This is a genomic window from Chromobacterium fluminis (assembly GCF_011602385.1).
GTDB classification, from domain to species: Bacteria; Pseudomonadota; Gammaproteobacteria; order Burkholderiales; family Chromobacteriaceae; genus Chromobacterium; species Chromobacterium fluminis.
In genome coordinates this window covers 69,584-93,651 of record NZ_JAAOMA010000022.1, presented here as the reverse complement: position 1 = coordinate 93,651, position 24,068 = coordinate 69,584, and the positions used below count along the sequence as shown (strand labels likewise).

The following is a 24,068-nucleotide window of genomic DNA, read 5'->3' as shown; positions in this document are numbered from 1 at the left end:
GAATCATCCGCATCGGCATCGCCGGGTTGCTGCCAATCCGGTAGTACGGCAGCAAGTCCTCGCCTTTCAGGACCGTTACTTTGGGATGGTCCAGCGGAATCAGCGCCACCGGGTAGCCTGCCGCATCACGCTCAATAAAGCTGTAAGCGGCACCTCGCAGCCCTGCCGATATCTGCTGCTGCTCACGGTATTCAAACGAGGTCTGCCACTGGTTAGGCGCATGATGAATCAGCGGGTAAACCGGGTGCTCCGTTGCCCGAACTCGGTTTTCTCCATCACGCCGGTACAGCTCGCAGGGGAGCTGGGCAACAGATTCGGCGATCTGCGTCACGCACGCCTGCAGTGTGGTCAACGCCAGCGCCTTTTCAGGCGAAACCCGAACGCCAGCTGCGCTGCGCGCCCCGGCTCCCATCAGGCTGGAGATCCACCCGCGCTCCGGGTTGGCAGCGTCCTGAACGCCAAACTGCTGTGAGGAGAACATTAGCCAGCCCTCCCGGCAGCCGCCCGGGCCGTCATGAACGACCACACCAGGGCGAAGCCGCCGCCAACTATCCAGCCGGCAGCGGAATGAAGAAGGGCCGCTCCGGTCGTAACCGCAGCGGCCCCCGCCAGGCCCACCAGCATGGTGAGCTTGTCCGTTTTGCTCATATATAAACCTCGTCCTCGTAGGCGGACTTGAAACCGCTGTCCGGCTGCTCCGGATTCATCGCGCGCGTCATGCCAATGATCAGCGCCACGGCGCCGTCGATCTTGTTCTGCGCGCTCTGCTTGTCCGGGAACAGGTTGTCGTTTTTGTCCGCCCGTGCGGTGACGTTGGACATCATCCAGGCCAGCACTGGGTCGCCGTTGTGATGCAACCGGCCCGAACGCAGCGCCGCCTCGATCTCGCGCATTGCCGGCGTCAGATACATGGCCTTCATCGGCACGTCCACCACGGTGGCGCCGCCAGCGGTCAGTTGCTGGGCGATCCAGGCAGCTCCGAACTTGTCCTGGCAGAACTCACGCACTTGGAACCGCGTCGGGATGTCCTCAAGATCCTGCAGGATCATGGCGAAGTCGTTCTCCGTCCCGTCGTGTTGTTCGATCCAACCTGCGTTGCGCCACCGCACATAGGCGGCCCGGTTCGGGTTGTCCTCCGCCTCCAGCGTCGCCTCGGGCAGATAGTGGTGCGCGAAAACGTAGTAGTGAGTCCGTCCAGTTTCCTCGTGTTTGCGAGCAAAGATTTTGACCCGCGTTGCAAAGTCCAATTTGCTGGCCAGGTCATACGCGGCCACGCACTCTTCACCGAGGAAGTCTTCCTCCCTCAGCGTCTCGTCGCCCGCGGCGTGCCACTCCGCCATATTGATCCAGGCCGATTTCGCCGAGCACCAGATATTCAGATGCTTCGTCTTGAAACGAACCTGCATGCTGGCGTTCTGCGCAGCCTGCCTCTGCTGGCTGAGCATGAAATCCGGATCAACGGATATTCCCCAGTTCGGGTTTGCCTTGATCAGCGTTCCCGGCGCATAAGGGTCGTCATCCTCGTCGGCGCTGAACATGATGCAGAACAGTTCGTTGTTCTCCACCAGCCCCTGCAGCACCTTCTCCGCTTCGATCCTCTTTTCGTAACACGGCCCGGCCAGGTTGAAGCCTGAGGTCGTGATGATGAAGGCCAGCGGCTGCTCGCGTGCCCCCATGCCGGAAATCATCGTGTCGTACAGATCAGACGAGTCGTGCTCGTGGTATTCGTCGATCAGCGCGCAGGATGGCGACGCACCGTCGCCCGGCTTCCCAATCACAGGCTCGAATCGGCTGCCATCCTCGGGGATGGCCATGGCCTTCGCGTAGACCTCCGCGCCGGATGCGTCTAGCAGATCCTGTGTCCTCTCCAGCATCTGCTTGGCCGGTCGGAAAACCTCCCAAGCCTGCTTTTCGCTGGAAGCGCCCGAATACACCTCGGCGCCAAACTCCCCGTCCGCAACAAAGCAGTACAGACCGACGCCGGCCGCCAACACTGACTTGCCGTTCTTCCGTGGGATCTCGTTGTACGCCTCGCGGAAGCGCCGGAGCCCAGTCTTTTTATGGACCCAGCCGAAGACGTTGACGAAGATGAAGCACTGCCAGGCGCCGAGCTTGATTGTCTCGGCCGACCGCGCCCACTTGCCCTTTGTGTGCGGAAGCTCTTCGACGAAGCAGCAAGAGCGCTCGGCCTCCGCCTTGTCCAGCTTGTACGGGAAGCCTTTGGTTTTTGCGCGGTCTAGGTCATCAAGGAAGCGCTGGGCGGAAAGCCGCGTCCACTTCCCTGCCGGGAAGCGGCCTGCCACCACATCACGCGCCCACCTGGTAGCCGCGGTGACGTGGGGGTATGCCATCGTTTCATGACGCTTTCTTTTTCAGCAGCCCGGTAAACCGGTTGGTTGTCTTCGTGGCCGCGCCGGCCGTTCCGAGCCTGCTTCGGCTGGAAGGGTCCAGGCCAAGCATGGCGCCGAAGGCGGCCAGCTGCCGGCTGGTCTCGTTGATGACGGTACAGGCCGGGTTCTTCTTCGGCCCGAACGGCGTGTCAACAATCACGCCATTCTTGCTGACGCTATTCTCGGCTTCCCGCCAGCGCGCATAGGCCTGGCAGAACACTTCGAGGTTGTGCAGGTCGACATCGGTCAACACCTTGGTGCCGGCCAGCAGTGGCGCCAACTCTTCCCACTTCTCAACGGCTAGCGGCGAAAGCCAGTCCGGCGGCGGCGCGGCCGGCACGGATGAATACTCCGGCTCCGCCTTGTTTAGCGCGCGCTTGCCCGGGTTGCCGGTGATGATTTTCAGGTGGGTCGGCTTTGGCTTCCGCCCTCCCCCTGGCGCTCGGGCCATCTCACCCCCAAATTTTTTATTTCGCGGGAAAAAATAAAGTCTGAAGCACGCGGTTCCGGAAGGCCGAATCCCGCGAAGGATTTACCCCCCCTACCCCCCGGCATGGTTCAAACGCGAACAGTTCGTACCGCATCCGGCTCAGGCGTCTGGCGGCCTCGCGCTGACCTGCTCCGCGTGGTCCTCGGTGATCTCCACCACGACGCGCGTCTTGCCGGTCCCGAGGCTGCCCTCGGAGTAGCTGGTGGTGTAAGCCCGCACCTTGACGTTCGCCGCGCGGGCATCCAAGCCAAGCTGCTGGGCGATGGCCTCAGTCACAAGCCGCAGCAGATCGGGCTCGTCAACGTGTGCCAGATGGATTGTGTGGTGTTGCTGAATGCTATTGACCTTCATGCCATCTCCTCGGCTATCAATCAGGTCTACTTGCTTGGGGTGCCTAGCACATATCGCATGAACTGCAACAACCTTTTCAGCATGCTTCCATTACCCACATCAATGACAAGACATATCTCTCCGTCATATGATGCATTGGAGGCGATACACCGTAGATGCTGCTTGGCCTCTTCAGCAGATCGCGCCTTGATCTGGAAGCCATACCGCTCTCCGTTATATCGGTACTCGAAAAGGTAGCTTTTGAACTCTTCTTCCATGGAGGATCACCATGCAATTCGTTGTGTACAAAGACAATGCTGGGCAATGGCGTTGGAGACTGTTCGCGGCCAACAACAAGATCGTTGCGGACTCCGCAGAGGGTTACAACAACAAGCAAGACTGCCTCCACGGCATCGACCTGGTAAAAAGTACTAACGCAAACACCCCTGTCCATGAAAAATAGAGTGTTTACAGTTTTTCTGCTGTGCCTGTGATCTACGGGCAGTGACAGCGGAAGACTGGAGATGCCCTGTGGCAATAGCTGCAGGGCAATGCACTTAATAATCAGCATCTCCCATTCCCAAACCCACCATCCTCGCGGGCGGTCTTCTCCGAGTGGCAGCGCCAGCACAGCGCCTGCCAGTTGGTCTTATCCCAGAACAGAGTCTGGTCGCCGCCATGCGGCTTGATGTGGTCTACGCACGCTGATGGCACCAGCCGGCCGGCGCGCTTACAGGTCACGCACCATGGGTTCTTTCGGCGGTAGCCGATGGATGCCTTGATCCACGCGTTCGAATAGCCGCGCTCGGTTCGGGTGCCGCGCCGCGCGTCAGCCTCTGCTGCCAGCTTGCGTTCGCTCTCGGCATGCGTCGGGCAGTAGCGCTCCGGCGGCGTCACCAGGGCGCCGCAACCAGGCCGGCCGCATAGCCGCTTGGGTGAGCCCGCCATCAGAACCTGACGCCTTGCCGCACTTGCTCCCACGACAACTCGACCAGCTCGCGCTGGCGCAGGCCCAGGTACTCGAACACGATGGAGTGCAGCTTGATCTCGGCGACGCGCGCGGCCTGGCCTGACGGCATCAGGACATGCTGACCGTGGGCCAGCCCCAGGGCGTCATGAACAACCCGCGTTTGCCGCATGTGCATACCGCCTCCGGAAATAAAAAAGGCCCGACAGAGTTAACTGTCGGGCCAGGTCGTCTTTGTTGTGCGTAGCTTCGCCACCACGCCGTCAATATAGCGAATCCCCGTGGTTATTGGAATCCACTCGCAATGAATTTATATATAGATTTTACTCGACCTTGATTCCACACTGACTGTAAAGCGCCTCTTTAAGCTCTACAAGCCCTTTTTCACCTACCCCTCTGATTCTAAGGGTTGAAGTTGCTTTTACATTCTTTATAACATCATCAATCTCAACGACACCGTTTGTTATAAGTGTAGATTTTAATCGCGAACTGATTGGAAGCTCTTTGACTTGGATAATCGAGCAAGTACTCATTATCTGTTTCATTTCGACTTGGTCCGCGATATACCGCAAATAGGCAACGAGCGCATCACTACTGAATTTGGTGTCTGCATCAAACTGTTTATCCAATTGCTGATCAAGCATTTCCTTGATTTCCCGATAAGACATAACTTGTCTCCAATGTTTTATCTTCCGCCATCAAAAGGAGGTCATCTGGCGCAGTATAGAAATATGCATTTGCAACCTTCGGCCCTTTACCATAGCCTCTTTGCATTTTTCGTGCACCTATCTTCCTCTGTTCTTTTAGCCAGATTAATGTCGGCATGATATAAGTGCCAGGGTAGTCACCATCAAGGCTCTCCACTATCTCGGACAAGAAAAGCGGCCTGGGCGCATCCATCAGCACCCAAAGGATTTGCTTGGCGATACTCGGCGAGGCCTTCACCTTACGCCGCCTTCCTGATTTGCACGCGCCATACCCGGCCAAAGCGCACGGTGGCCGCCAGCAACAGGGTGTCGAAGGCCCTGGCGCTCATGGCCAGCCGGCGCGCGATGTCCTCGTTCGCCAGATGCGGGTAATGGACGTGGCGCGCGCGCAGTGCTGCCTTCTCGCCCTGGTGCAACTGGTTCACCATCTGCTCGACCTGGCTGGCGATCAGCGGGCTATAGCGGACCTCGCAGCGGCGCCTCGCCGTCTCGGCATCCTCGGCGAACCGGTAGCGCTCCGGGTCGCTGGCATAGCGCCCCTCAATCGAAAACGTGGTGCCGCGCCAGCTGCCGCTGTCGTTCAGCCACTTTCCCCACTGTGCCAATGCTGCTGCCGGTTCGATCATGGCCGCCTCACGCCGCGAACAGTGCGCCGGCGATTTCGCGCACGGTCACTTCCACGCCGGGCTTATCCGCGTAGCGCTTCCGCACGACGATATCGCAGGCCTGGACGTCATCCACCCAGACCACGCCGTTGATGCCGTCGAAGATGGCCTTGATCACGTTGTCCGCGTCCGGCTTCTTCGTCGGGTACACCTGGCCCTGCAGCGCGGCCGCTTGCTTCTTCTTGCTCCAGCTGGACGGCACCGGCAGGAACATGGAGATTTCGACATCAGCAGGGCCGGCGATCAGCGGGTTGCCGGCCATTGCCTCCTGCGCCGCCAGGGCGATCAGGGATTCGTAATTCGCGGTCTTCTCCGGCGTGTACATCTGGGCGAACTTGCCCCCGCGGCTGCTCACCTTGGGGCGGCCCTTGCCTACCGGCGCGCCTGGCACAAAAAACGAAATGTTCATCACTGCCCTTTCTTGTTCGATTTGGCGAAGTGCTCCTCGCACCGTGCCATGTGGTCCTGGGCCGGGCCGGCGCCAACCGACAGCATGGCGCCCTCCGGCGTGAACGCCCGGTAGATCGAGTCGCCGCTGGCGCCGTGGCCGTACTTCACGACGCTATAGCCGCGCCATTCCATCGTGTCGTCGGCGGTCTTGACCCATTCGGTCACGCGGCTTCCTCCCCGTGGTCATTGGCGGCCACTAGTGCTCTCGCCGGCAAGAACGGCACCAACGCAGGCGGCACCGGCTGCCGGAGGTTGACGAACGCCTCAGCGGCCATGCGCTGGCCGTAGGCGTTGCCGTAATGCCCCCGCGCGGTCTTCTCGGCGATGCTGCGCGCCCAGTCCAGCTTGATGCCAGACGCCGGCGCACCTATGGCCTTGACCTTGCCGCCGATCTCGCGCAGCCTGTCTGCTGCCTCCGCCGGCGAGATGCGCGCTACGGCGATCTGCTTGGGGGCTTCCTCCGGCGCATCCGTGCGGTGCTGATTCGCCTCCATGGCCACACACCAACGCGCCTCCATGCCCTTGAACGTGCCGTACAGCAGGTCATTGCCGAGCGAGGCTGCGGCCCAGAACAGCGCCCAAGACGGCCAGTTGTCCGGCAGGCCATCGCGGCGCCGCTGCATCTCGGTCTGGGCGCGGTAGAACAGCGCCTCCGGCGTGTTGGTGCTGGCCGGCCGACAGGCTCGCAGGAACTCGGCGATGGACGGCGGCCAGTCGTAGAGCCGGCGGCATGCCTTGCGACCAACGCCAACATCGCGCGGCGTCAGCCCTTCGTCCTCGAACGCCTGCGCCCACTCGTCCTGCCAGTGGTCGATGGCGTGCTGGTCGGGGAACGCGGCGCGCCATCGGTTCGGATACGCGCCATCCAGGGCGTTGAACAGCCGGTCCATCAGCGACATGTCCAGTTTCCCATCCGGCCAATCCCGGCGCTCAAGCCACGCGCTGGGGCGTAACGTCGATAGGTTCGTTGCCATTGCCTGCTCCGTTGTCGTTGCCATTGGCCGCATCCCAGCGGGCGCGGTAACTCGGGTCGTTCACGTACAGCGTCGGGTTGAACTTCTCCCCTCGCCGGGCTGCTCCTGCTGTTGGCGTCGGCGGTGCGCCGGGCTGGCATTGGCGAGCTTCGATCAGATCGCCGATCACCGCCGCTACCAGACCAAGGTTGATGCGAAGCTGGCCCCGGTCCCGAAGTGTCTGCACCGCCAGGTGGAAGTCATCGTCGCTAGAGTCCTCCAGCCCGCGGTACTTGCCTTGCAGCTGGGCTGGGCTGCAATTCACCCCCTTGTCCCGCAGCAGTCGGCAGACATAGCCGATTCGCTGGACCTGGGCCGAGGGTTCGGAAAGCGGCGGCCGCGGCGGCGCTTGTTCGCGCGGAGTGGGATTTAGACTGCTACTACTGCTACCGTCTTTTCCTCTTCCTATTCCCTTCCTATTCCCTTCCACTTCCGTCAGTGAGTCCTCACTGAGTACTCCGTGAGTGTTCACTGAGTCCTCCGTGAATGCTTCGTTACTACTCACTGAATCTGCTATTGAATCGAGGCCTTCATCAGTGTTCGATTCACTCAGCTGATCAGCATCACTCACTGAGTCACCCTGTCCGGCGGCCTCGGGTTGCGGCATATGGCAATGCGGCGGCGAGGGGTAGCGGGACTTGGAGGGGCGATTGATCAGTTGGTGACGCTTCCAGCCAGTGACGAACCACCAGCGGCGGCCATCGGCTTCAAACAGGCCAAGGAGGCCCTGGCCAATCAGCTCGGAAACGAAGCCTTCGACATCCGCGGTCAGGATGTCGTCGGAGGGGAAAATTTGGGCCTTCACGGTCTTTGCGCTCGCCGGCATCACGCCGTTGTCGTCGCAGAAGTTCCACATGCCGATGAACATGAGGCGCGCTAGCGGCGAGCACTCCATCACCTGCTCAGCGGTCCAGAACTCCGGCTTTACCGTGCGAATTCGAGCCATGCCGCTGCTCCTCTTCCCGTAGCCGGTTTACTTGCCTTCAATGGTGTCCACCTTGGCGAACTCCAGCTCCCAGCCGGCCAGTTGCCCGGCGATCTGGCGCATAGCCTGACGCGCGTGCTTGATCTGCTCGCGGTCGTCGTGGTCTACCTTGCCGTCCGCAATGATCTCGGCGAGGTGTACGAACAGGTCGGCGGTGGTGCGCATCGTGGCACCCAGCGTTGCCGCGTCGGCGGTGGTGTCATTGGCCACCGCCAGCATGCCGTGGACTTTGAGCAGGTCGGCCAGGCACCCGTCGCGGTACTTACCTTCCAGGGTGGCCACCCAGGCGTCCAGGATCTCCAGGGGTATCTTAATTGCCCGTTTGATCCATCGCTCCACCGCCAGCGCGTTCTTGGCCTTAATCGCGTAAAACTCATCCGTGCTGCCATCCAGAGGGATTTCGTCCAGCGGGCAAGTCCGGCGCGCCTCCGGCGTCATCGCCAGATAGTTGTCGGTCAGCGCCTCGGAAAACTTGGTCAGGGGCTGCTTGGTCTCGGCCATTTGCTGCTTGGCCCAGGCAATCAAGGTGTCAGTCGGTGACTGAAAGTGTTGGGCGCTCATCGTGGTATGCCTTGTTTGCGATGTCATAATTGGATCATTGAGTTTGACTTGCGTTGCTAGCATCTACGCAGTCAGCCTTATCTAGGTCATAAAGAGCTGGAAATCGTTGGATCAATTGGTAGGCGCTTCCATCCGGGACAAACTCACGCCACTTAGCCACAGCGGCAGTTGAAACCCCGAGAGCTCGGGCGATTCTTGACTTTGCGCCGCGGCCACCACCGAAAAAGGAAACAACTGTAGAGGTCTTCATGAATAGAATGGTAACTTCAGTTCGCATGGGTTGCAACCCAAGGTTTTCACTCGATGCGCTAACCTTGGTTACCATGGAACACACACTCGGTGCGCGAATCCGCAGAGCGCTTGATGCGTTGACTGCTCGGAGCGGAGCAAAGAAGACTCCAAACTGGCTTGCAGGCCAAGTTGGAGTGTCGCGAAATGCTGCTTACAAATGGATGAACAACCCCAACGCGGGGATTGATGGAGAGAACCTATACAAAGCCGCAAAGGCGCTGCAGGTAAGTTCTGATTGGCTGGCTTCTGGAAAGGGAGAGATGGAGCCCGACGCCAACAACGGCAACTACGTTGTGGCCGAGACAATGGAAGACCTTGTTCGTCAGGTCAAAGCCCGTGGCCATGATGAAGTGCTGGAGCTGATCAAACTGCTGGCCGACAACAAGGATGAAATCTTCAATAAAAAAAGCGACTGATGCCAGTCGCTTTTTTCGCTTTACCGTAGCTCAATCCCCTTCAAAATCTCCCGTGCAGCAGCCAACATCCCTGCTACATCGCCCCCGTAGTTCATGATTTTTTTCCCATCCCGTCGAACTGCCAGATAGAAAAAACTGACCAGATCATCGGCGCCGCCTGTTTGAGTCCGCGGCCTGAAATGATGACAAGAAGCTGTGTGTGTACACGTGGCGCCAGGGTCAAGGGGTACTTCGGTGTTACCGCAGTGCATTTCTTACTCCGTTTCGTCGTCGAGCTAAGGGCCTATCTGTCATGTGTCAGTTCTGACATGTGAGGGTCATACTGATCTTGAATGCAAATATTGTCCCATCTGACATCGTTCAGAGTCACTGTGTAAAATTCTAGTTAACAGAAATATTCTGTACTGATGGCGAGTTTAGAAAAACTTAACAAGCTATGAGTTTTCTCCCGCTCCCAACTTGAACATCAACTGCTCCATCGTGGTACAGCCGTACTCGGCTTTCAGCTGGTCAAGGCTGTATCTCAGCCCATTAAGAGACATGTTCAATTGTAATGCGGCCTGCCGCTGTGTTAAGCCCTGGTTCAGTATCAGGTTTATTATCATTCTCTGATTGACTGTCATTTTTGCTAGTAATCTGTTTGAAGCAAAAACTCTATAGGCAACATCCGCAAAATCGGGCATTAGGATTTCCAGCAGCTCGCGCGCTGGGCGCTGAGTCTCCACATCCTCGCCGATCAGGGACAGAATCAGCCGGCAGTCTGGCCATGCCGCTTTGTACGAGAGACCATGCGTCAGGCCACTGGCGACCACGCCGCGGTGGAAGCGCTCTTCCAACTGCGTCTTGGGCCTCATGCCCAGCAGCAAGGGCGACCAAGGGAAAACAATGCCTGAGGGGCCGAGGGCGACGGGGTCGACTGTGTCATAGCGCGCGGCCGCGTATTGCTCCAGCCAAGAAGCCGGCCAGCCCAGATTGATGTGCATGCCCTCATCGAAGCCGTCATCCCCGAAAAACGCCACAAGGATCAGCGGCGCGCCGCCGGTAGTCACCCGCACGAGGGACAGGGCGGCGGCGAGGTCATCCTTGGTTTTGACTCGGATCAACAGCCGGCGAAGCACCGCAGTGTCGTGGACGGCGGCGCCGGCACGGTTGCGGAACAGCTCGATGGCTTCGGGGAGATTCGACAGGGTTATCTGCATTAAATGGCCTCCTCATTGTTCAAGGTAGGTTATTCGATGGAGCAAAAATACCCTGTCTCGTGACGTTACTGAATGACAAATAAAAAGCCCGCTTGCGCGGGCTGCCTGGCCGGGTGGGTTCTATTTGGGGAGATTTTGCCCTGCCTGTCCTAAGTATAGAGGAGGCGATTCTAAGATCAAGAGTGATTCGCTATGAAGTAAACGGCCGCCACCAGAGCCGACCCAAAGCCACAAACGAACGTCACCAGCTTCCCGGTCTGGGCGTTAATTTCCTTGTGCAAGTCAGCGCGCAGAGATCAAATCTCGCCAGTCAAATCTTCCTTGGTGGCCATGATGCGCTCTCTCACCGTAAGACGCGACTCAACCCCAGCGAGACGGTCACGGGTGGTTTCAGTAAGGGTTTCGAGCTTCGATACGCGGGCATCCATGTCTCCATTATGAGGGGGGCCGCCCCCACCTGCAAGTTGACCAACTTTTGAGATCAACTCACATTTTCGAGTTTGGAAATCAGACACGTTAGAGCTCTCCATTTCGCCTCCGGACAAGATCATTGGAGAACAGCTCGGCTCCATTCATTAGCCCATTGATGACGGAGCCTAACTCCGCCCTCACCTCCTCGGGGATGTCGCCTCTCTGAGTCATTCCATACAAAACATCCGTCTGGGTGATCACATTCATTACGAATGCTGAAGATGCCAACAAGAGTTTATCGAAGTCGCTTCTAACTTGGATTGTGTCCTGCTCCTCTTCCATGATCACTCCCCCATATGGTTGCCAATAGCCCCATCCAAATCATCTTGATAACGAGCAATTTGCTGCATCAATGTTTCTAGTGTCTCCTTGCGAGCACGGGGTATTCCTGCTTGGTCATCATTAAGCAGTTGCGTCACTTCATCACGAAGCTCACCGATAACACTACCCAACAATGCCGCTTGCACCTTTACGTTTTCGAAATCCGCCATAGCATCCTCCAGTTCACTCAAACTCTTTGCAGTTGTTGTCCTTCATGCCGTTTTGGACGTAGCGTTCCTGCCACTTGAGGTCACGGTCCTTTGCGCCGTTGTAACCCTGGCTACGCTCCTCGGCATTGTCATCGCGCCAGCTCTTGTAGAACTTGCACTTGCGCTGGTGATCCTTCTTGTCGGCATCCTCTATCGCGTTGCGGTACTCGTTTCTGGCCTGCTGCCGTAGGCGGTCGTTCTCTTTCCGCGCTTCGCGGTTCTGCCGTAGCCGTTCCTGCCGCTGGATGTCGCGGCTGTCGTATTCCATGTAGCCGCTGTCCAGCGTGTGGTGCCGCACCGATCCACTACAGGCCACGTCCGAGTAAGTCACCTTCCCGTCCGCTCCCACGCATTTGAAAATCGCGTGGGCCGGCGCCGCGGCGACGATGGCGGCAAAGGCCGCGATCAATGAAAGTGTTCTATGCGACATATCTCACCCAGTGGGACTCGGGAATGATGTGGATTTGACGGCCCTTAGTTTGGTACTCCACCGCCTTTTCGATCTTGTTTCCGAACGTGCTGTGCTTCCAGTCTCGGCTGCCAATGGTGCCGATCACTAGAAAATCCAGATCGGCTTTGACGCCAGACAGCACCACGCCGCCTTTGCTCTCTATCGCATCCTGCACCTTCTTCCTTGTGCCGAATTCAAACGTCCCAGTTACGCAGAACTTACAACCATCAATGGTGAGCTCCGGCAGAGGGCTAGAGAACGGGAGCTCAGTCGAGAGAGAGGCTACGTCGCCGGCAGGATTGCCTCCGGTAATGCCTGAAATGAGGCGGATCAATTCCAGTTGCTCATCTGGGTCCACCACGCCATCGGCCATGATTTCTGGCAATCGCTCAACAACAACATTCAGCGGCCATTGGTCCATTGCTTCTTGATGGGTGTGAAGCCAGTTCGCGATGAACTCCACCTCCTCGGCAACAACAAGGCCGTCAGCGATGACCCCCTTACAGATGCCAACGAATTCTGAGACGTCTCTCTTGATCCGGTCCTTTGACTGGAGGGCGGCGATTGGTTGCCCTTGGTTGTCGAGGTACTTCATGGCGAGCTCCGTATTTTGACATTGTCATTTTATCCCCAAAGTTGGTGTTGCATAAATGCGAACTGTAGTTAACAATTTTTGGAACCCTTGGTTGACATAAATGCGAACCAAGGTTTACATTTCACTCACCAGCCCAGAACACCGGGCAGCCAGCAGGCCAAGAGCCTGTCCTACACCGACACCGGAAAGCCTAAGCGGTTGCGAAGAGCGAAGCGCAGGTGAACAGCAAGGGTCGGTTCAGCGGATGAAGCGTGATAGCGCGGACGCGGGGATCAGATAAGGACGGATGATGTCGAGCCGCCGTCCTCGTGGTCGCCACTGGGCGCGGCGCTGATTGGTGGAAGATCTTTGATGGCCGCTTCTCGAAGAGGCCGGTAGTAAGTATGGATACGGTTTCCATCTCTTCGGGGATGCGACATAGTTACATGTCATTCTCTTGAAGAGGTGGAAATCATGTCGTTGCGGGATGAGTACATCAAGGCAGGGATCATCAAGCCTGCAGGAGTGGTTGCTGAACCAGTGGCCAGGCGTCCAAGAGATGTTGTTGGATTGGTGCTTCCAAGCGACAGGCCAAAGGCCCATAAGGGTTCAAAGGCAGCAAAACCCCTGGAGAAGAGCGTCCCACCAAAGAAGAAGACTGCAAAAAAGCATTCATTTCCAATCGCGATCCACCCAAAACCAAAACCGCTGTTCTGTCCACTTTGTGGTGAGAAAGTACCTGGCGGCACGCTGCTAGAACACAAGAGCCTCGCTCATGGCGAAAGCCTGTACTCGCGGCGGTCGAAACGCACGGCACCGATCTACGTTGAGAAAGCAACATTCGTCCAAGGCGGAGCGCCTGGACTGAAGAAAAGGTAGTCAACCCACGGCCCGCTAAGCGGGTTTTTTTACGACCACCGGCAGGCATACCAAAGCGCCTCCGCCCTTAGCTGGGGTGCTTTGGTGTGCCACGGCACACAGGCGAGAGCGGCCTGCACAAGAACGGCTTCAGGGGCCAGCGTGGCCCCACCTAACACCCCGTTGCCCAGCCTCCGCGCTGGGCTTTTTTATTCCCGAGGAGGTTGTATGCATGCACTGAAAGTAGACATGGCGCCGCGGGTGGTGGCCAGCAACACCGAACTGCCGGCGGCGCGCATGGGCGCCTACGTGATCGAGCTGCAGCAACCCCGGACTCGCATCCGCCGGACTCAAGACGTTGTCCAGCGCGACCTGGACGCGGCCCTGGCCACCGCCGCGCGGCTGAACCCTGGCTTCCTGATTTCCGGCTGGCGGCCGGCGGCAGGCCGGCAATGATTCGCGCAGCAGCACTCTTTACCTACCGCATGGCCGCCCTCTTCGCGGCCATTGTTCTTCTCTCCATGGTGATCCCCAAATGAAACTCGAACACATCGCTGGCGACCCGGCGCTGATCCACGCCGCCGGCCTGATCGCGGCATTCGCCGAACGCATCAACGGGCATTTTGAAGGCATGGAGCCCCGCCCCTCTGCGACCATTCGCCACGCCGGCGGCGGCCTGCTGCTGGACATTACCGCGCCGTGGGAGGGTGGCGGCACGATGTCGCGCTCTATCAGCAAGCTGGACTGGGAGGAGGCGGACCTCCTCGGCGAGCTGCTGCGCGTGGCGCTGAGCCGCAGCATGGAACGCACGATTGCGCGCCGGCACGAGCTGGCCCTGGCTTGGGCCGGTGCCGCGGCGCGCAGCATGTCGGCGCCGGACGCTGCTTCGCTGCGTGAGGACGACGGCAGCGCGCCGGCGAACTGGCAACGGGCTGAGGATGCGGCGTGATGACGCACACTAAAGAGCCATGGCCGCCTTTCATTGATCTTTGTGAGCCGTCCACACCGCACCCGGACAGCGAGCTAATCGTCAGATTGTCAGTTGATGACTACTACCGGGCGAAGATCTGCGTAAATGCCTTGGCCGGCTGGGACACTGCCACGCTGGAACCCTATGCACAGGGTGGTGCGCCTGGTAATCCTAACCTCGGCCAGAAGTTCTCCGAACTGAATATCGCACGCAAACAGCGCGATGAACTGCAGTCCCATCTTGCAAAGGCGAACGACGCTTTGGCAATTATGGCTGAGCAGCGCGATCAAGCTTGGGCCGAACTGCGCGCGATCCGCGAGGCGATTGGAGCTAATCCGGAAGAGTCTACACTCGACGAGGTCGCAAGCAAGATGACCTCCAATGACGAGGCAGTCAGCAAGCTGATCTCTCAGCGCGACAATATTCTGGGGGCGCTTGAGCTTATGGTGGAGCGCATCGCCGAGCCTCCTGAAGCGAATTGCTCTTGCCACCTCTCGCCCCCCTGCAACGACTGCGTTGACTACGGTGGCGAACGGGAGGCCTTCGAGACGGCTAAGGCCGAAATTGCAGAGGCTCGAAACGCCAAATGATCAGCCACAACACCAAGCTGCGCGACTACCTGATGGTTGCCCGTCAGGCGCGGTCCAACGAACTGGTGCCGAAAGTTCGCAGCGCGCCTGAATCCCCCGAACTGCGCCGCCGGCGCGACGACGCCTGGGAACGCCGCATCGCCCGCGAGCTCGCCGGCAACGATCCGATCACCGACAAGGCCGCCTAAGCGGCCTTTTTTACGCCCTCTGGGCGAGGAGGCATAGCATTGACCGCAATATCCCGCGATGAATGGCTTGCGCTGCGCAACACCGGAATCGGCGGCAGCGACGCCGGGACGGTGCTGGGCGTGAACCCCTACAAGACTCCCCTGCAGCTGTACTTGGAGAAGCGCAACGAGCTGGAGCCGGACGACATCGGCGCCAAAGAGGCAGTCCATTTCGGCAATGTGCTGGAAGACGTGGTAGCGCAAGAGTACAGCCGCCGCACGGGCCGGAAGGTGGAGCGCTGCAACACCATGCTGCGCCATCCAAAGCATGACTTCATGCTGGGCAATCTCGACCGTCTGGTATGGGAAGGAGACAAGCGCCCGCAGCACCGCGGCGAGATCCGCACTCGCCACCTGCTGGAATGCAAGACCGCGCTCGGTCGATTTATCGACAAATCGGCCTGGGGTCCGGATGGCTCCGACGAGGTGCCGATCACCTACATGGCGCAATGCCAGCATTACCTGGCAGTGACAGACGCCGAGCAGATCGATTTGGCTGTCCTGTTGTCCGGGCCGGAGTTTCGCATCTACCCCATCCGGCGGGATGACGAGCTGATAGCCGCGATGATTGAGCAAGAGGCCGAGTTCTGGGAGCAGGTGAAAAGCGGCCGCGCGCCGGCGATGGACTATGACCACGCCTCTACGCCCGACCTGCTGGCCAAGCTCTACCCCGGCACCGACGGCAGCGAGATCGTTCTGCCAGACGGCGCGCTGCACTGGCAGCAGGTCATGGCTGAAGCCAAAGAGCAGGCCAAGCACTATGAGGGCGTGGCCACCGGCGCCAAGAACCACCTCCTCCATCTCATGGGCAACGCCGCGATTGGCAAGCTTTCTGACGGGTCGCAGTTCACCCGCAAAGCCATCTCCCGCGGCTCTTACACCGTTGACGGCGTTACCTACATGGATTTCCGCTACAAGAAGGCCAAGGAGCAGGCAGCATGAGCGCCCTGATTGAACACGAAAGCATTGCCGAAGTGCCGGCATTCCACGGTCACCAGACGTCCACCTCCGCATTGGTTTTGGATGATGGCAGCCTTGACCGCATGATGCGCCTGGCTGAAATCATGGCCAGCGGCAAAGCCACCATCCCCCAGCACTTGCGCGGTAACTCTGGCGACTGTCTGGCAGTTGTAATGCAGGCAATGCAATGGCGAATGAACCCGTTTGCCGTTGCCCAAAAAACCCACCTGGTTAACGGCGTATTGGGCTACGAGGCCCAGCTGGTGGCGGCGGTCGTCAATACCAGTGGGGCAACCAAAGACCGGCTGAACGTTGAGTGGTTTGGCAACTGGGAAAAGGTCATCGGCAAATTCGACATCCGCAAAGGGGAGAAAGGCGAGTATCGCGTCCCCGGCTGGAAGATGGCAGATGAGGAAGGCCTTGGAGTTCGGATCTCGGCAACTATCAAGGGCGAGGCAGAGCCGCGCGTTCTTGAATTGCTGCTGGCCCAGGCGCGAACCCGTAACTCAACGCTTTGGGCGGACGACCCGAAACAGCAGTTGGCTTACCTCGGCGAAAAACGTTGGGCTCGCCTGCATGCCCCTGATGTGCTACTTGGCGTTTACACCCCGGACGAGCTTGAGCCTTCCGCGCCGGCGGAGCGCGACATCACTCCGCGCGCAGAAGCCACGAAGGAAGCGCCACGCACCCGCGCGGATCAGCTCAAGCAGCGCCTGGCATCCAAGCCTGCACCGGCAGCCCTGCCCGCCCCGAGCCTGGATGACGTTTTGCTTGCCATCAGCACCGCCGGCGGCCGGGCGCAGATGCAGGCCGCGAAGGAGATGGCCGGCCAACTGAGCGAGCAGGACTACGCCGTCGCCGCGCAGCGCTACCAGCAACGCGTCGATGAATTGCGCGCCCAGGCGGCGCCGGCCACCAGTAGCGCCAGCGGCTTTGATCTCGATGGGTTCAAAAACAAGCTGGCCAGCTGCAATGATCTCGACACCCTCGATGTGATGGCGGCTGACGCAAGTAGCCTTGCAGATGGCGTACAGCTGGACGAAGTAAGCCGGCTCTATGCGGCGCGGCGCGCCGAGCTGGGAGCCTGACCATGGCCCGCCCTTCTCTCAGTAGCCCCATTCACCAACTCTACACCGCCGACCAGTTCCGGCAGCTGCTGGCCAGCGCGGTGGCCAACGCCGCCGGCCGGCCGTGGGATGAACAGTTCATCAGCGACCTGGCGCAGCGTTACCAGCAGCACGGCCAGGAAATGCTGATCAGCATCCTCCAGCGGCACCAGCTGACGCGCATCGCCGGCGCATAGGAGACAAGCCATGTCATTGGCCTTTTACAAAAACCTCTCGCTCTTCCACATCCTGGGCGGCCGCTCCATCGTCCGCCTGGACATTGAGGAGAGTCTGGGCTTCCTGAAGTTCGCGCCGCCCAGCGCGCTGCAACTCACCAGCACCGGCTTTGTGAATCCGCTCACGTTGCAGCCTGACGACGAGCTGACCTATGCGGCCAACCAGTGCGTATTTTTCGCCCTGCGCACCGACGAGAAGCAGATCCCCAAGGCGGCACTGGATCAACTGGTCGCGGCGAAGGTGGCCGAAGTCGAAGAGAGGGAGCAGCGCAAGGTCGGGAAGAAGTGGCGCCGCGAGTTGCGGGATCAAGTCATTGAATCTGTACTGCCGACCGCCTTGCCCAAGCAATCGCTGTTGCGCGGGTACTTCGACCTCCGCCAGCGGCTGCTCGTGGTGGACTCCACCAGCGCCAGCAAGCTGGACGAACTGACCGGAGCCCTGACCAAAAATCTGTTCTTAAACTCCGGCAACGGCATCAGCTTCCTGGGCCTGAAGGTCGAACAGAGCGCGGCGGACGAGATGACGAGCTGGGTTAAAGATGGCTATCCACCGTTCGAAGATTTCACCATCGACGACCAAGGCGAGATCATCAAGACCGGCGACGACGCTGGCGCGATCCGCATCGCCAACCTCACCATGGTTGAGCCGGACATCATCAACCTGCTCTGCCCTGGCCGCGTCGTGAACAAGCTGGGCCTGACGTGGGACAGCCGGATCTCCTTCGTCATCAGCGCGCAGTTCCAGTTCAGCAAGCTGGCCTGGGGCGAGGCGGTGCAACTGCGCATCGCTGAACAAGGCGCCGAAACTGTCGAGGATCACCGCGACGCCAGCATGACGATCATGACCGGCGACATCCGCGAACTGGTCTATCGCACGGGCGAGTGCTTCGGCGGCATTAAAGTGCCGGACGAAGACGAGAAGAACCCGCGGCAGATCGAGCAAGAGCCCGTGTCCTATGACGGTGGTGACGCGCTGGTCAGTGAGGCCCTGCGCATCGTCACAATGACCGGCAAGGCCAGCATCAGCCACCTGCAGCGCAATCTGCAGATCGGCTACAACCGCGCCGCGCGGCTGCTGGAGCATTTTGAATCCGTCGGTGTGGTCAGCCCGATGGACGCCAGCGGCAACCGTGATGTCCTGATCGCAACCGAGAAGGCCGCCGCATGATCCGCCGCTTACCTAACTCACTGCGCCCCATCCTGATGCTGTTTCGGGATGGGGTAGTTTTTGGCGCGGGTGCCGTCGCCGGTGGTGCAAGCGTCGTGTCCCTCCTCCTCATATTTCAGTTCGTCGCGGAAGCGGCGGGAAAGTAAGACAATGACTTTAGCTCTCGTCAATTGGCCGGAACCCGCCGGCCAAACCGGAAGCGATGCCGGCTATATCGAGCGGCTGCAAACCGCATACCGGGACTTAAAACGGGACAACGAAAAGCTGACGCGCGGCATCGCGACCGCAAGCGAAAACGCCGCGCGGCACTTCGCCGCCCACGCCCAGATCCAGCGCGAGCTGGCACTCGCCCAAGCCCAGGTGGCTGCAGTTGCGGCTGACTTCGAAATGGAGCGGGCGAACAGCGAGCGCCTGGCGGCCGAAGTTTCCGAGTTGCAGAAGCGCATCGGCATCCTTGAACAGGATGTCGAGCTGCGCGACCAGCAACTGGAGGCCCGCGACCGGGAATGCGACGAGCTGACCCATGCACTTTCGATTGCCAAGTTGCGGCCCTCCAGTCGCAATAACGTGATCGACCTGCTGCGGAACGCTGCGTGATGGCCGGCAAATACAACCCGCGCAAAGCAGCCGAGCGCGCGGCCCGGCTGACGGACAACTGCACTTCGAACACGGTCGCGCGCGTCATCGCACAGGTCAACACCATGACACCCGGCCGGCAGTCTGGGCTGATGATGACCCGGGAGCAGATCGAGACCCACAGCATCGGCATGCTGGCAGCGCTGGACCAGCTGACCCAACGCTGGGACAGCTTCGCGTTCCGCTGCCTGAGCAGTTGGTATCGAATCGCCTACTACACCGCCCACAACCTCAGCCGACCGGACCTCGACAAGCTGGCGCGCGGCGCCCGCTGCGCGCTGTTCGACCTCAGCAACGACGGCATGCAGCCGGTGATGCGCGCCAATCAGTACCGCATCCTCCGCGGCATGGTGCTGGCGCTGATCAACGCCTTGCCCTTCGTGCCGGCCAAGCTGATGGACGTCATGCAGCAGCAAAGCCGAGAACAGTTCGAGCACGACGTCGCGCCGGAGTGGTACGACGCTCCGGCCTGGGCGCGTGACGCCGTGGTCAAGGTGATCAACGGCGCCAGCATGGCCGCAGCGATGCAGCGGCACGACCTGGGCAACCGCGAAGCGCGCGAACAGGTGATCACTCTCGGCATGGCCGCGCACGCGATGCTGCACGACAGCACCACGCCTATTCCCGAAACCCTCCAGGCTCTGCGGAGTCTGCGCCGGCAGTTGCTGCCGGTGATTGAGCGCTTCAACCGCGGCGACTACCTGCCCGAACCGATGAGAGCCGCGGCCTGATGTCGATTGCAGCCCACCGCCGCCGGATGTGGATTCGCGCGGCACTGAACAAACTGGCCCGCCAAGCGCGGGCCTTGTCATTGGAGCAAGCCCAAATGGAAGAAGCGGACGTGCAAGCCTGGCGCCGGATGAACCCCGGAGCGCCCATCAACCAACAGCCCCCCAGCCAACAGAAATAAGGAGTGGCCATGTCGTCTTTCGCCATCATCAAACAGCCCCGCGAGATCCGCCGCAAGCTCGGTCTGAACCAGCAAGAGTTCTGGAGCCGCGTCGGCGTTACCCAATCCGGCGGCAGCCGCTACGAGAGCGGCCGCAACATGCCCAAGCCGGTGCGCGAGCTGGTGCGCCTGGTCCACATTGAGCAGGTCGATCTCACCGCGGTGACGCGCGCAGATCTGGAAGTCATCGCGCTGCTGAAAGCCGAGCACCCCGACCTGTTCAAGAGCCTGCGCAAGGCGGCAAAGACCCGCGCGGAAGCGGCCAATCAAGAGCTGCAGGAGCAAGCCGCATGAGCTCGCTCTCCATCATCGACGTGATGAAAGCCATCTCTGCGCCGATCTCCATGCAGGCGCTGGCCGACGCCATGGGCATCGAACGCAGCGAGGCCCGCCGCCAGGTACGCGAGCTGACCGCCGCCGGGACCGTCAGCCCGGTCAAGGTCGGCAATGAAACCCACTACCGGCCGACCGACCATATTTACCCCACGGCAGCGCCGGCGCCAGAGACTGACACCGCAGCCGAGCAGTTGACGGCAGTGCGCGGCCGAGAACAGCAGCTGGCGCGCGAGGTGGACGACTTGAATCAGCGGCTGGCCATCGCCGAGCAAGAGCGGGACAAGCAGGCCGGCCTAGCAGAAGAGGCGCTGCAACTTTGCCAGGAACAGGTAGACCGACTGGCACAGCTGGAATGCAACGCCGCGGCCTTGGGCTTCTCCCCTTCGGCCGGTATCCCGTTCTTTGACTGGCTGGAGCTGACGCTGGCGGAACTCGTCAACGAGATGGCCCACATGCAGGCGCTGCAGAGCCAACTGGCCCAGGCCCGGAACCTGAACCGCGGCTTGCGCCTGGCGCTGGAACTCAACCCGGCGGAGCGCGCGGCGCTGGCCGAGTGCATCTCGCCGGCGGTAGAACAGAAAGCCGCGTAACTGCCTTTCCCTATATGCCGCCAACTTGGGCGGCTTTGCTTTTGGAGATGAGCGCATGAATACGAACTGCACATCCGCGTTAATCATCAAGGTTGGCGACCAGTTCTTTGCAGGGTTTGGCGGCAGGCCGGGAACGACAAAAGCGACAGTGATTACAAAGCTGCGCCCAGGGCTGAGCGAGGCCCTATTCATCGGCGGGAACAACACTAGGAAAGCCGGTGATTATGTGCGCCGATTGGCTGAGAAGGGCTTTGAAGCGACGGTATATCAAGTTCATCTCGGAGACGAGATGAAGATCATCCCGAGGTTCGTATGAAAACAACGGTTGCTATTGAAATCGACACTGACCGGCTGCGCGACCTTACTGACACCCACTTGGCCGAGCTGTGGCACATCGCCCAGGCTAACCCGGTGGACATTGAGGACCGCGATGCAGGCGAGCTCGTCGAGGAAATCGGTCGCGAGATCATCCGCCGGTTTCTGATGAACACCACGCCAGAACTTTGGGCCCATCAAGGGCGCCATCACTTCTGGAACAACCTCACCAAGCACTGCATTTGGTCCGATACAGCTAATGCTTGGGTGCCCAAAGCGCAAAAGGAAGAAGAATGAACCCGCAACACCTGCACGAAGCACCCGACACCGGCGCCGCCCTGGCCGGCCTGAACGAAGCCCACGCAAGTGGGCTTTTTAACGCCCGCGAGGAGCAGGCCATGAACAACAGCATCAACGGCATCCAGATCTACGTAATGAACGACTGCGATTGTGTGGTGGCGCGCAGCAAGGAAGAGGCCATCACGTTCTACAAAAGCATCTCGGCTGACCCGAAGGACTGGCAGGACGCGGAAGAGATGGATAGCAGTGAGTTAGATAGCCTTCGCTTCTACATCGAAAGCAGCCGTAGTGGCCAGACCATCAGTTTCCGCGAGCGTTTGCAGCAGATCGTGGACAACGGCGAGGAAGTCCCGGACCTGTTCGCATCGACGGAGTTTTAACCATGAACCCACTGAACCTATTGGCGGAAAAAGTAGAAAGCACGGCTGGCACTAGCGAAACAAAGTGGGCCATTCACATCCCAGGCCCGGACGACCTGTATGCAGCGCCCAGTCACGCCGCCGCCGTTTTTGTGGCCGAGCATCACAACAAAACGACACTACCCGCTATTCAGAAAATCATGGATAGCAAGCCGCCAGAAGATCGGCGGATGTATCCGCCAATCGAATGCATAACAGCAGAGGTTGTGCCGTGGCCATGGGACGACGCCGGACACAAAGAGTCGTTATCCGAGGACTGGCCCGAGTTCTTGGAAGAGCATGGCTTAACCGTTGACGGCGTCGCCTACGCCTCCAGGAATGCCGCCACGAAGGACATGTTCGACGGTGGCGAAAGCGCAGGCCCTGAACCGTCATGACCGGCTGCTGGGGCCACACCGTCTATCGCAAAGATGGCCGGCCAATCTTGAGGTGGGTCGCATGTCTCTGAACATCACACCGGTATCCATCAGCGAGGCGAACGAGTTCGTTCGTCAGCAGCACCGCCATCACAAACCGGTGGCCGGCGCTAAGTTCGCCGTTGCGGTGAGCGATAGCGATGGAGTGCGCGGCGTGGCCATCGTCGGCCGGCCAGTTGCGCGCGCCCTCGATGATGGCTGGACATTGGAGGTCAACCGCTGCTGCACCGATGGCGCGCGCAATGCCTGCTCGATGTTGTACGGGGCAGCGTGGCGTGCCGCCAGGGCGATGGGCTATCGACGCTTGATCACCTACACGCTACCGGCCGAGGGCGGCGGCTCTCTTCGCGCAGTTGGCTGGCGCCTGATTGGCCAGGCCGGCGGCGGCTCATGGAACTGCCCATCGCGGCCGCGCGTAGACACGCACCCCACCCAAGAAAAGCTGCGGTGGGAAATCGAATAACGGGTCGCTCACGCGGCCCTTACTTATTGGGAGTGAGCATGAAAGAACGCCCGATGCTGTACACCGGCGCCATGGTTCGAAAAGTCCTGGCGGATGCAAAGACCCAGACGCGGCGGATCATCAAGCCGCAACCCGACGTGACTGAAGAGCGACTGCGCGAGCTGGGCGCATGGATCGACGGCTTTACGCTGAGCCAGCAAGTGGACGGAGCGTGGCAACACGGGTTCATCGACACTGAATGCCCCTACGGCCAGCCCGGCGACCGGCTTTGGGTGCGGGAGACGTGGGGCGTCATCAGCCACTCGTGGGACAGGCACGGCAATAGGGTTAAGTGGACCCCAAACCGGCCGGCCACGGCAATCAGCGAGATGCCATTCGGCAATGGCTACTACTCCGGCCACGTCATCTATGCCGCTGATGGCCCGAATGAATGGTCAGACGACGACGATGGTGGCGGCGAGCCCCGTTCGCTGTGGCATCCATCGATCCACATGCCGCGGGCTGCCTGCCGCTTGATGCTGGAGATAACCGACGTCCGTGTTGAGCGGTTGCAGGACATCAGCGAGGCGGATGCTGTGGCAGAGGGCGGCCCGGTAGATCACCCCAACGGTACTGCCCGTGGGTGGTTCGAGCAGTTATGGGAGAAGCTCTACGGCGCTGGCAGCTGGGATGCAAACCCGTATGTGTGGCGAATTTCGTTCAAGAAAGTGGAGGCGTGATATGCAACAGAACCTGATCGACGCCGCGCGCGCCGTCATCGCAGCCGACCGAGCCGGCGAGCTGACCGACGAACTGATCAACGCGCTGGAGAAGGAGTTGACGCGCGCCGAGACACCGCGCGGCCGCGGCCCCTACGGCGTAGACACCGGCTATTTCGACCGCAAGCTGGCGCGCGTCATCCCGGCGCTGGACAACTACACGCCGGGCGACCTGGCGCGCGAGTTCGCTCGAATGGCCGCTGTTGCTGACCGTGATGCGGCGCTCGCAGAGCTGTCCCACTCCTCCCATGACCATCCCGCAGAGCGACGGTAACGCCATA

Annotated in this window: 44 protein-coding genes and 1 pseudogene; 22 read left to right on the top strand and 23 right to left on the bottom strand. The window is 60.1% G+C overall.

The window, feature by feature from the left end; translation table 11 throughout:
- The 5 genes from HA052_RS16155 to HA052_RS16135 all read right to left on the bottom strand — a co-directional run.
- Window positions 1-481: phage portal protein (locus HA052_RS16155; RefSeq protein WP_166452658.1), on the bottom strand; the 481-nt coding region annotated here is incomplete at its 3' end.
- Window positions 481-648, bottom strand: a complete 168-nt coding sequence (locus HA052_RS16150; protein ID WP_166452657.1) for a hypothetical protein — start codon at window positions 646-648, stop codon at window positions 481-483. The genes HA052_RS16155 and HA052_RS16150, both read right to left, overlap by 1 nt.
- The gene (locus tag HA052_RS16145) at window positions 645-2,351 is read right to left on the bottom strand and encodes a terminase large subunit (protein ID WP_166452656.1); all 1,707 of its coding nucleotides are present in this window, start codon (window positions 2,349-2,351) and stop codon (window positions 645-647) included. The genes HA052_RS16150 and HA052_RS16145 overlap by 4 nt, the downstream gene beginning before the upstream one ends.
- A 4-nt stretch (window positions 2,352-2,355) precedes the next feature.
- Window positions 2,356-2,841, bottom strand: coding sequence for a phage terminase small subunit P27 family (locus tag HA052_RS16140; RefSeq protein ID WP_166452655.1), 486 nt, complete (start codon window positions 2,839-2,841; stop codon window positions 2,356-2,358).
- A 138-nt stretch (window positions 2,842-2,979) separates the two neighbouring features.
- On the bottom strand, window positions 2,980-3,231 hold the full coding sequence (locus HA052_RS16135) for a hypothetical protein (protein WP_081575655.1): 252 nt from the start codon (window positions 3,229-3,231) through the stop codon (window positions 2,980-2,982).
- Window positions 3,232-3,499: 268 nt separating this feature from the next.
- On the opposite strand from HA052_RS16135, the gene HA052_RS16130 reads away from it, so the two are divergent.
- Window positions 3,500-3,673: a YegP family protein gene (locus tag HA052_RS16130; protein ID WP_081575657.1), complete on the top strand. Its 174-nt coding sequence runs from the start codon at window positions 3,500-3,502 to the stop codon at window positions 3,671-3,673.
- A gap of 101 nt (window positions 3,674-3,774) precedes the next feature.
- Here HA052_RS16130 and HA052_RS16125 read toward each other — a convergent pair whose 3' ends face one another.
- The 11 genes from HA052_RS16125 to HA052_RS28255 all read right to left on the bottom strand — a co-directional run bounded on the left by HA052_RS16125 (window position 3,775) and on the right by HA052_RS28255 (window position 8,808).
- Complete coding sequence (locus tag HA052_RS16125) at window positions 3,775-4,158, bottom strand: HNH endonuclease signature motif containing protein (protein ID WP_081575658.1); 384 nt, start codon at window positions 4,156-4,158, stop codon at window positions 3,775-3,777.
- Complete coding sequence (locus HA052_RS16120) at window positions 4,158-4,355, bottom strand: hypothetical protein (RefSeq protein WP_166452654.1); 198 nt, start codon at window positions 4,353-4,355, stop codon at window positions 4,158-4,160. The genes HA052_RS16125 and HA052_RS16120 overlap by 1 nt, the downstream gene beginning before the upstream one ends.
- A gap of 145 nt (window positions 4,356-4,500) precedes the next feature.
- Window positions 4,501-4,845 (bottom strand): hypothetical protein, encoded by a 345-nt coding sequence (locus HA052_RS16115; RefSeq protein WP_019100043.1) that lies wholly within the window; start codon window positions 4,843-4,845, stop codon window positions 4,501-4,503.
- Window positions 4,814-5,122 carry a hypothetical protein gene (locus HA052_RS16110; protein ID WP_166452653.1) on the bottom strand — a complete coding sequence of 103 codons (309 nt, stop codon included), beginning with the start codon at window positions 5,120-5,122 and terminating at the stop codon, window positions 4,814-4,816. Before HA052_RS16110 ends, HA052_RS16115 begins: the two co-directional genes overlap by 32 nt.
- Window position 5,123: 1 nt before the next feature.
- Window positions 5,124-5,510 (bottom strand): hypothetical protein, encoded by a 387-nt coding sequence (locus HA052_RS16105; protein WP_166452652.1) that lies wholly within the window; start codon window positions 5,508-5,510, stop codon window positions 5,124-5,126.
- A gap of 7 nt (window positions 5,511-5,517) precedes the next feature.
- The gene (locus HA052_RS16100) at window positions 5,518-5,958 is read right to left on the bottom strand and encodes a RusA family crossover junction endodeoxyribonuclease (RefSeq protein ID WP_081575026.1); all 441 of its coding nucleotides are present in this window, start codon (window positions 5,956-5,958) and stop codon (window positions 5,518-5,520) included.
- On the bottom strand, window positions 5,958-6,164 hold the full coding sequence (locus tag HA052_RS16095) for a hypothetical protein (protein WP_081575025.1): 207 nt from the start codon (window positions 6,162-6,164) through the stop codon (window positions 5,958-5,960). Before HA052_RS16095 ends, HA052_RS16100 begins: the two co-directional genes overlap by 1 nt.
- The gene (locus tag HA052_RS16090) at window positions 6,161-6,898 is read right to left on the bottom strand and encodes a replication protein P (RefSeq protein ID WP_166452651.1); all 738 of its coding nucleotides are present in this window, start codon (window positions 6,896-6,898) and stop codon (window positions 6,161-6,163) included. Before HA052_RS16090 ends, HA052_RS16095 begins: the two co-directional genes overlap by 4 nt.
- A 31-nt stretch (window positions 6,899-6,929) precedes the next feature.
- Complete coding sequence (locus HA052_RS16085; protein ID WP_166452650.1) at window positions 6,930-7,958, bottom strand: hypothetical protein; 1,029 nt, start codon at window positions 7,956-7,958, stop codon at window positions 6,930-6,932.
- A 27-nt stretch (window positions 7,959-7,985) separates the two neighbouring features.
- Complete coding sequence (locus HA052_RS16080) at window positions 7,986-8,558, bottom strand: DUF8585 domain-containing protein (protein ID WP_166452649.1); 573 nt, start codon at window positions 8,556-8,558, stop codon at window positions 7,986-7,988.
- 34 nt (window positions 8,559-8,592) lie between these two features.
- On the bottom strand, window positions 8,593-8,808 hold the full coding sequence (locus tag HA052_RS28255) for a Cro/CI family transcriptional regulator (protein ID WP_369598569.1): 216 nt from the start codon (window positions 8,806-8,808) through the stop codon (window positions 8,593-8,595).
- Here HA052_RS28255 and HA052_RS16070 point away from each other — a divergent pair.
- Window positions 8,807-9,265: a helix-turn-helix domain-containing protein gene (locus tag HA052_RS16070; protein WP_240937383.1), complete on the top strand. Its 459-nt coding sequence runs from the start codon at window positions 8,807-8,809 to the stop codon at window positions 9,263-9,265. The two genes, HA052_RS28255 and HA052_RS16070, sit on opposite strands and share 2 nt — an antisense overlap.
- A 434-nt stretch (window positions 9,266-9,699) precedes the next feature.
- Here HA052_RS16070 and HA052_RS16065 read toward each other — a convergent pair whose 3' ends face one another.
- The 7 genes from HA052_RS16065 to HA052_RS16035 form a co-directional block, all read right to left on the bottom strand.
- Window positions 9,700-10,464 (bottom strand): autoinducer binding domain-containing protein, encoded by a 765-nt coding sequence (locus HA052_RS16065; RefSeq protein ID WP_081575021.1) that lies wholly within the window; start codon window positions 10,462-10,464, stop codon window positions 9,700-9,702.
- A gap of 296 nt (window positions 10,465-10,760) precedes the next feature.
- Window positions 10,761-10,979 (bottom strand): hypothetical protein, encoded by a 219-nt coding sequence (locus HA052_RS16060; protein WP_166452646.1) that lies wholly within the window; start codon window positions 10,977-10,979, stop codon window positions 10,761-10,763.
- Between the two features lies 1 nt (window position 10,980).
- Entirely contained in the window at window positions 10,981-11,217 is a 237-nt protein-coding gene (locus tag HA052_RS16055; RefSeq protein ID WP_166452645.1) for a hypothetical protein, read from the bottom strand.
- A gap of 2 nt (window positions 11,218-11,219) precedes the next feature.
- Window positions 11,220-11,426, bottom strand: a complete 207-nt coding sequence (locus tag HA052_RS16050; RefSeq protein WP_166452644.1) for a hypothetical protein — start codon at window positions 11,424-11,426, stop codon at window positions 11,220-11,222.
- Between the two features lie 13 nt (window positions 11,427-11,439).
- Window positions 11,440-11,874 (bottom strand): DUF4124 domain-containing protein, encoded by a 435-nt coding sequence (locus tag HA052_RS16045; protein WP_166452643.1) that lies wholly within the window; start codon window positions 11,872-11,874, stop codon window positions 11,440-11,442.
- Between the two features lie 10 nt (window positions 11,875-11,884).
- On the bottom strand, window positions 11,885-12,511 hold the full coding sequence (locus HA052_RS16040; protein ID WP_166452642.1) for a BRCT domain-containing protein: 627 nt from the start codon (window positions 12,509-12,511) through the stop codon (window positions 11,885-11,887).
- Window positions 12,512-12,939: 428 nt separating this feature from the next.
- Entirely contained in the window at window positions 12,940-13,254 is a 315-nt protein-coding gene (locus HA052_RS16035) for a hypothetical protein (protein ID WP_166452641.1), read from the bottom strand.
- A 322-nt stretch (window positions 13,255-13,576) separates the two neighbouring features.
- Here HA052_RS16035 and HA052_RS16030 point away from each other — a divergent pair, with 322 nt between their 5' ends.
- From HA052_RS16030 to HA052_RS15935, 20 genes and pseudogenes are all read left to right on the top strand, one after another.
- Entirely contained in the window at window positions 13,577-13,804 is a 228-nt protein-coding gene (locus HA052_RS16030) for a hypothetical protein (protein ID WP_166452640.1), read from the top strand.
- Between the two features lie 79 nt (window positions 13,805-13,883).
- Window positions 13,884-14,297, top strand: a complete 414-nt coding sequence (locus HA052_RS16025; protein ID WP_166452639.1) for a hypothetical protein — start codon at window positions 13,884-13,886, stop codon at window positions 14,295-14,297.
- A complete protein-coding gene (locus HA052_RS16020) occupies window positions 14,297-14,908 on the top strand; it encodes a hypothetical protein (RefSeq protein ID WP_166452638.1) in 612 nt (203 codons plus the stop codon). The genes HA052_RS16025 and HA052_RS16020 overlap by 1 nt, the downstream gene beginning before the upstream one ends.
- A complete protein-coding gene (locus HA052_RS16015) occupies window positions 14,905-15,096 on the top strand; it encodes a hypothetical protein (protein ID WP_166452637.1) in 192 nt (63 codons plus the stop codon). The genes HA052_RS16020 and HA052_RS16015 overlap by 4 nt, the downstream gene beginning before the upstream one ends.
- 39 nt (window positions 15,097-15,135) lie before the next feature.
- A complete protein-coding gene (locus HA052_RS16010) occupies window positions 15,136-16,077 on the top strand; it encodes a YqaJ viral recombinase family nuclease (RefSeq protein WP_166452636.1) in 942 nt (313 codons plus the stop codon).
- A 56-nt stretch (window positions 16,078-16,133) separates the two neighbouring features.
- Window positions 16,134-16,760 (top strand): annotated as a pseudogene (locus tag HA052_RS28355) (RecT family recombinase); the annotation flags it as partial.
- A gap of 425 nt (window positions 16,761-17,185) precedes the next feature.
- Window positions 17,186-17,398: a hypothetical protein gene (locus tag HA052_RS16000; protein ID WP_019103072.1), complete on the top strand. Its 213-nt coding sequence runs from the start codon at window positions 17,186-17,188 to the stop codon at window positions 17,396-17,398.
- Window positions 17,399-17,408: 10 nt separating this feature from the next.
- On the top strand, window positions 17,409-18,605 hold the full coding sequence (rdgC, locus tag HA052_RS27695; RefSeq protein WP_166452634.1) for a recombination-associated protein RdgC: 1,197 nt from the start codon (window positions 17,409-17,411) through the stop codon (window positions 18,603-18,605).
- A 150-nt stretch (window positions 18,606-18,755) separates the two neighbouring features.
- Complete coding sequence (locus HA052_RS15990) at window positions 18,756-19,202, top strand: hypothetical protein (protein WP_166452633.1); 447 nt, start codon at window positions 18,756-18,758, stop codon at window positions 19,200-19,202.
- The gene (locus HA052_RS15985; RefSeq protein WP_166452632.1) at window positions 19,199-19,972 is read left to right on the top strand and encodes a hypothetical protein; all 774 of its coding nucleotides are present in this window, start codon (window positions 19,199-19,201) and stop codon (window positions 19,970-19,972) included. The genes HA052_RS15990 and HA052_RS15985 overlap by 4 nt, the downstream gene beginning before the upstream one ends.
- Complete coding sequence (locus tag HA052_RS15980; RefSeq protein ID WP_081575003.1) at window positions 19,972-20,151, top strand: hypothetical protein; 180 nt, start codon at window positions 19,972-19,974, stop codon at window positions 20,149-20,151. The genes HA052_RS15985 and HA052_RS15980 overlap by 1 nt, the downstream gene beginning before the upstream one ends.
- Before the next feature lie 9 nt (window positions 20,152-20,160).
- Window positions 20,161-20,484: a helix-turn-helix domain-containing protein gene (locus HA052_RS15975; protein WP_166452631.1), complete on the top strand. Its 324-nt coding sequence runs from the start codon at window positions 20,161-20,163 to the stop codon at window positions 20,482-20,484.
- Entirely contained in the window at window positions 20,481-21,116 is a 636-nt protein-coding gene (locus HA052_RS15970) for a hypothetical protein (RefSeq protein WP_166452630.1), read from the top strand. The genes HA052_RS15975 and HA052_RS15970 overlap by 4 nt, the downstream gene beginning before the upstream one ends.
- A 55-nt stretch (window positions 21,117-21,171) precedes the next feature.
- A complete protein-coding gene (locus tag HA052_RS15965) occupies window positions 21,172-21,432 on the top strand; it encodes a hypothetical protein (protein ID WP_166452629.1) in 261 nt (86 codons plus the stop codon).
- Window positions 21,429-21,728, top strand: a complete 300-nt coding sequence (locus tag HA052_RS15960; protein ID WP_166452628.1) for a hypothetical protein — start codon at window positions 21,429-21,431, stop codon at window positions 21,726-21,728. The genes HA052_RS15965 and HA052_RS15960 overlap by 4 nt, the downstream gene beginning before the upstream one ends.
- The gene (locus HA052_RS15955; RefSeq protein ID WP_166452627.1) at window positions 21,725-22,111 is read left to right on the top strand and encodes a hypothetical protein; all 387 of its coding nucleotides are present in this window, start codon (window positions 21,725-21,727) and stop codon (window positions 22,109-22,111) included. The genes HA052_RS15960 and HA052_RS15955 overlap by 4 nt, the downstream gene beginning before the upstream one ends.
- A 2-nt stretch (window positions 22,112-22,113) precedes the next feature.
- Complete coding sequence (locus HA052_RS15950; protein ID WP_166452626.1) at window positions 22,114-22,527, top strand: hypothetical protein; 414 nt, start codon at window positions 22,114-22,116, stop codon at window positions 22,525-22,527.
- Window positions 22,528-22,588: 61 nt separating this feature from the next.
- Complete coding sequence (locus HA052_RS27690) at window positions 22,589-23,029, top strand: XF1762 family protein (protein WP_166452625.1); 441 nt, start codon at window positions 22,589-22,591, stop codon at window positions 23,027-23,029.
- Between the two features lie 38 nt (window positions 23,030-23,067).
- Window positions 23,068-23,748, top strand: a complete 681-nt coding sequence (locus HA052_RS15940) for an ASCH domain-containing protein (RefSeq protein WP_166452624.1) — start codon at window positions 23,068-23,070, stop codon at window positions 23,746-23,748.
- 1 nt (window position 23,749) lies between these two features.
- Entirely contained in the window at window positions 23,750-24,061 is a 312-nt protein-coding gene (locus HA052_RS15935) for a hypothetical protein (RefSeq protein ID WP_166452623.1), read from the top strand.
- Window positions 24,062-24,068: the final 7 nt, after the last annotated feature.

Bases quoted from the DNA above. Each gene is read 5' to 3' on its own strand.
- HA052_RS16150 (WP_166452657.1), bottom strand. From the start codon at position 648: ATGAGCAAAACGGACAAGCTCACCATGCTGGTGGGCCTGGCGGGGGCC.
- HA052_RS16145 (WP_166452656.1), bottom strand. From the start codon at position 2,351: ATGGCATACCCCCACGTCACCGCGGCTACCAGGTGGGCGCGTGATGTG.
- HA052_RS16140 (WP_166452655.1), bottom strand. From the start codon at position 2,841: ATGGCCCGAGCGCCAGGGGGAGGGCGGAAGCCAAAGCCGACCCACCTG.
- HA052_RS16135 (WP_081575655.1), bottom strand. From the start codon at position 3,231: ATGAAGGTCAATAGCATTCAGCAACACCACACAATCCATCTGGCACAC.
- HA052_RS16130 (WP_081575657.1), top strand. From the start codon at position 3,500: ATGCAATTCGTTGTGTACAAAGACAATGCTGGGCAATGGCGTTGGAGA.
- HA052_RS16125 (WP_081575658.1), bottom strand. From the start codon at position 4,158: ATGGCGGGCTCACCCAAGCGGCTATGCGGCCGGCCTGGTTGCGGCGCC.
- HA052_RS16120 (WP_166452654.1), bottom strand. From the start codon at position 4,355: ATGCACATGCGGCAAACGCGGGTTGTTCATGACGCCCTGGGGCTGGCC.
- HA052_RS16115 (WP_019100043.1), bottom strand. From the start codon at position 4,845: ATGTCTTATCGGGAAATCAAGGAAATGCTTGATCAGCAATTGGATAAA.
- HA052_RS16105 (WP_166452652.1), bottom strand. From the start codon at position 5,510: ATGATCGAACCGGCAGCAGCATTGGCACAGTGGGGAAAGTGGCTGAAC.
- HA052_RS16100 (WP_081575026.1), bottom strand. From the start codon at position 5,958: ATGAACATTTCGTTTTTTGTGCCAGGCGCGCCGGTAGGCAAGGGCCGC.
- HA052_RS16090 (WP_166452651.1), bottom strand. From the start codon at position 6,898: ATGTCGCTGATGGACCGGCTGTTCAACGCCCTGGATGGCGCGTATCCG.
- HA052_RS16085 (WP_166452650.1), bottom strand. From the start codon at position 7,958: ATGGCTCGAATTCGCACGGTAAAGCCGGAGTTCTGGACCGCTGAGCAG.
- HA052_RS16080 (WP_166452649.1), bottom strand. From the start codon at position 8,558: ATGAGCGCCCAACACTTTCAGTCACCGACTGACACCTTGATTGCCTGG.
- HA052_RS16070 (WP_240937383.1), top strand. From the start codon at position 8,807: ATGAATAGAATGGTAACTTCAGTTCGCATGGGTTGCAACCCAAGGTTT.
- HA052_RS28255 (WP_369598569.1), bottom strand. From the start codon at position 8,808: ATGAAGACCTCTACAGTTGTTTCCTTTTTCGGTGGTGGCCGCGGCGCA.
- HA052_RS16065 (WP_081575021.1), bottom strand. From the start codon at position 10,464: ATGCAGATAACCCTGTCGAATCTCCCCGAAGCCATCGAGCTGTTCCGC.
- HA052_RS16055 (WP_166452645.1), bottom strand. From the start codon at position 11,217: ATGGAAGAGGAGCAGGACACAATCCAAGTTAGAAGCGACTTCGATAAA.
- HA052_RS16050 (WP_166452644.1), bottom strand. From the start codon at position 11,426: ATGGCGGATTTCGAAAACGTAAAGGTGCAAGCGGCATTGTTGGGTAGT.
- HA052_RS16040 (WP_166452642.1), bottom strand. From the start codon at position 12,511: ATGAAGTACCTCGACAACCAAGGGCAACCAATCGCCGCCCTCCAGTCA.
- HA052_RS16030 (WP_166452640.1), top strand. From the start codon at position 13,577: ATGCATGCACTGAAAGTAGACATGGCGCCGCGGGTGGTGGCCAGCAAC.
- HA052_RS16025 (WP_166452639.1), top strand. From the start codon at position 13,884: ATGAAACTCGAACACATCGCTGGCGACCCGGCGCTGATCCACGCCGCC.
- HA052_RS16020 (WP_166452638.1), top strand. From the start codon at position 14,297: ATGACGCACACTAAAGAGCCATGGCCGCCTTTCATTGATCTTTGTGAG.
- HA052_RS16015 (WP_166452637.1), top strand. From the start codon at position 14,905: ATGATCAGCCACAACACCAAGCTGCGCGACTACCTGATGGTTGCCCGT.
- HA052_RS16000 (WP_019103072.1), top strand. From the start codon at position 17,186: ATGGCCCGCCCTTCTCTCAGTAGCCCCATTCACCAACTCTACACCGCC.
- rdgC (WP_166452634.1), top strand. From the start codon at position 17,409: ATGTCATTGGCCTTTTACAAAAACCTCTCGCTCTTCCACATCCTGGGC.
- HA052_RS15990 (WP_166452633.1), top strand. From the start codon at position 18,756: ATGACTTTAGCTCTCGTCAATTGGCCGGAACCCGCCGGCCAAACCGGA.
- HA052_RS15980 (WP_081575003.1), top strand. From the start codon at position 19,972: ATGTCGATTGCAGCCCACCGCCGCCGGATGTGGATTCGCGCGGCACTG.
- HA052_RS15975 (WP_166452631.1), top strand. From the start codon at position 20,161: ATGTCGTCTTTCGCCATCATCAAACAGCCCCGCGAGATCCGCCGCAAG.
- HA052_RS15970 (WP_166452630.1), top strand. From the start codon at position 20,481: ATGAGCTCGCTCTCCATCATCGACGTGATGAAAGCCATCTCTGCGCCG.
- HA052_RS15965 (WP_166452629.1), top strand. From the start codon at position 21,172: ATGAATACGAACTGCACATCCGCGTTAATCATCAAGGTTGGCGACCAG.
- HA052_RS15960 (WP_166452628.1), top strand. From the start codon at position 21,429: ATGAAAACAACGGTTGCTATTGAAATCGACACTGACCGGCTGCGCGAC.
- HA052_RS15955 (WP_166452627.1), top strand. From the start codon at position 21,725: ATGAACCCGCAACACCTGCACGAAGCACCCGACACCGGCGCCGCCCTG.
- HA052_RS15950 (WP_166452626.1), top strand. From the start codon at position 22,114: ATGAACCCACTGAACCTATTGGCGGAAAAAGTAGAAAGCACGGCTGGC.
- HA052_RS27690 (WP_166452625.1), top strand. From the start codon at position 22,589: ATGTCTCTGAACATCACACCGGTATCCATCAGCGAGGCGAACGAGTTC.
- HA052_RS15940 (WP_166452624.1), top strand. From the start codon at position 23,068: ATGAAAGAACGCCCGATGCTGTACACCGGCGCCATGGTTCGAAAAGTC.
- HA052_RS15935 (WP_166452623.1), top strand. From the start codon at position 23,750: ATGCAACAGAACCTGATCGACGCCGCGCGCGCCGTCATCGCAGCCGAC.